Source organism: Phenylobacterium kunshanense (genome assembly GCF_003254525.1).
GTDB lineage: Bacteria > Pseudomonadota > Alphaproteobacteria > Caulobacterales > Caulobacteraceae > Phenylobacterium > Phenylobacterium kunshanense.
The window spans coordinates 1-2,425 of record NZ_QFYS01000019.1; the positions used below are offsets into that span (position 1 = coordinate 1).

Annotated in this window: 2 protein-coding genes and 1 pseudogene; 2 read left to right on the forward strand and 1 reads right to left on the reverse strand. The window is 69.7% G+C overall.

What is annotated here, in order from left to right; all coding sequences use genetic code 11:
• The first annotated feature begins 205 nt into the window (after positions 1-205).
• Both DJ019_RS20560 and DJ019_RS20565 read left to right on the forward strand, forming a co-directional pair.
• Positions 206-796, forward strand: coding sequence for a hypothetical protein (locus DJ019_RS20560; RefSeq protein ID WP_111278736.1), 591 nt, complete (start codon positions 206-208; stop codon positions 794-796).
• Positions 797-886: 90 nt separating this feature from the next.
• A complete protein-coding gene (locus DJ019_RS20565; protein WP_111278738.1) occupies positions 887-2,305 on the forward strand; it encodes a coniferyl aldehyde dehydrogenase in 1,419 nt (472 codons plus the stop codon).
• Here the strand turns inward: DJ019_RS20565 and DJ019_RS20570 are convergent.
• Positions 2,302-2,425: pseudogene (locus DJ019_RS20570) on the reverse strand (IS5/IS1182 family transposase); the annotation flags it as partial. The gene DJ019_RS20565 and the pseudogene DJ019_RS20570 sit on opposite strands and share 4 nt — an antisense overlap.

Here is a 2,425-nt window from a genome sequence, read left to right on the forward strand (position 1 = left end):
CAAGGCCCGCAAGCTCGTCACCGTCGCCGTCATGCGAAAGCTCATCGAAGCCGCCAACCTCATCCTCAGCCGCGGCCAACCCTGGCTCGCTCACCCGGCCACCTGAAACATGGTTGCTCCCGCCGCTGCGCGGGGGAGGTGAAAAACAACGCCGCCTCGCCCATCTACGTCCGCTTCTGACGCAGAGCCATGTTTTCCTCCCCCCATGGCCACCCCCGCCGCCCCGTCCGCCCCCGATCCCGACGAGCTCATGCTCGCGCGGCTGGCCGAGATGGACATGGCCGCCGCGGTCGAGGCCCACGCACGGATGATGGCGGCCGAGACGCCGGATGAGTTCAACGACCTCGGCCGCACCTACCAGCGGATGGCCCGCTCGGCCCGCCAGTCCATCGCCCTCAAGGCCCGGCTGAAGCGCGAGCGCGAACAGCCCGCCCGGCCCGAGCGGCCGCCGCTCAGCCACGACTGCCTGCCCGCGCGGGTCCGCAACCACATCGACCGCGCCAGCGCCCTGGCCCTGCGCTTCACCGAGCGCGACGCCCCAGAAGGGACGGGGACGGGGACCGGGATCGACGAGATCGACCTCACCGACGCCCTGATCGCCATCGCCGTCGACGACGGCGAGGCGGCCTTCCTGGGTCGCCCCACCGAGTCCCTCGCCGCCGAGGCCCTGCGCCTGGTCGGCCGCCCGCGTCGGACCGACGGTCCGCCGCCGCCGCGCCCCGACCCTAAACCGACCGTCCTCTGGCGCGGCCCCCTGCCGCCGTCCCTGCGGCCTCCGCGGAACAGTTCGGGTTGATCCGCCGCGGACCGCGCGCCGAGCCCCGCGCCTCTTGACGCCCCCCGGGGAAAGCCCGTCACCTCTCGCCCCAACGGGAGGACGTCATCCATGGACATGCAAGGCATACTGGCGCGCCAGAAGGCCGCCCACATTCGCGATGGCGCCCCCAGCGCCGAACAGCGCATCGACCGCATCGACCGCTGCATCAAGCTGCTGATCGACAACCGCACGGCCATCGAGGACGCGCTGAACGCCGACTTCGGCTCCCGCTCGCGCGAGACCACCGGCGTCACCGACGTCGCCGGCTCCATCGGCCCGCTGAAGCACGCCAAGGAGAACCTGCGGAAGTGGATGCGCACCGAGAAGCGCAAGACCACGCCGGCGATCCTCGGCCTCTTCGGCGCCAAGGCCGAGGTCCGCTACCAGCCCAAGGGCGTGGTGGGCGTGATCAGCCCCTGGAACTTCCCGGTGAACCTCACCTTCGCCCCCCTGGCCGGCATCCTGGCGGCCGGCAACCGGGCTATGATCAAGCCATCGGAGTTCACCCCGGCCACGTCCGAGCTGATGAAGACCATGTTCGCCAGCGCCTTCTCGGAGGAGGAGATCGCCGTGGTCACCGGCGGCCCGGAGATCGGTCAGGCCTTCGCGGCCCTGCCCTTCGACCACATGATCTTCACCGGCGCGACCAGCATCGCCCGCCACGTCATGCGCGCGGCGGCCGAGAACCTGGTGCCGCTGACCCTCGAGCTGGGCGGCAAGAGCCCGGTGATTCTGGGCAAGTCGGCCGATGTCAGCGTGGCCGCGGCCCGCGTGATGGCCGGCAAGACGCTGAACGCCGGCCAGATCTGCCTGGCCCCCGACTATGTCCTGGCCCCGCATGACCGCATGGACAGCTTCGTCGAGGCCGCCCGCGCCTCGGTGGCGAAGATGTACCCGACCATCAAGGACAATCCCGACTACACCTCGATCGTCGCCCAGCGGCACTACGACCGCATCACCGGCTACATCGAGGACGCCCGCGCCAAGGGGGCCAAGGTGGTCGAGCTCTCCCCGCCCGGCGAGGACTTCCGCCAGCAGGAGCACCGCAAGATCCCGCCGACCCTGATCCTCGAGCCCACCGACGAGATGAAGGTGATGCAGGAGGAGATCTTCGGCCCGGTCCTGCCGGTGAAGAGCTACCGCACCCTCGACGAGGCCGTGGCCTATGTGAACGCCCACGACCGGCCGCTGGGCCTCTACTACTTCGGCGCCGACGCGGCCGAGCAGGAGAAGGTGCTGAACGCCACCACCTCAGGCGGCGTCACCGTCAACGACGTGATCTTCCACGTGGCGCAGGAGGAGCTGCCGTTCGGCGGCATCGGCCCGGCCGGCATGGGCAGCTATCACGGCCACGACGGCTTCAAGGAGTTCAGCCACAGGAAGGCCGTGTTCAGCCAGCTCAAGAAGGATATCGGCCCGCTGCAGGCCATGCGTCCGCCCTACGGCGAGGCGATCCGGAAGTATCTCAGCGGGGCCATCAAGGCCTAGGGCGTGGACTCATAAGCCTGTAGCCAGAGGCGTGCTGATCCGAGGAGGACGGTGGCGAGGAAGTTCCTGGCTAGTTTGTCGAAGCGGGTGGCGATGCGTCGGAAGTGCTTGAGGCTGCAG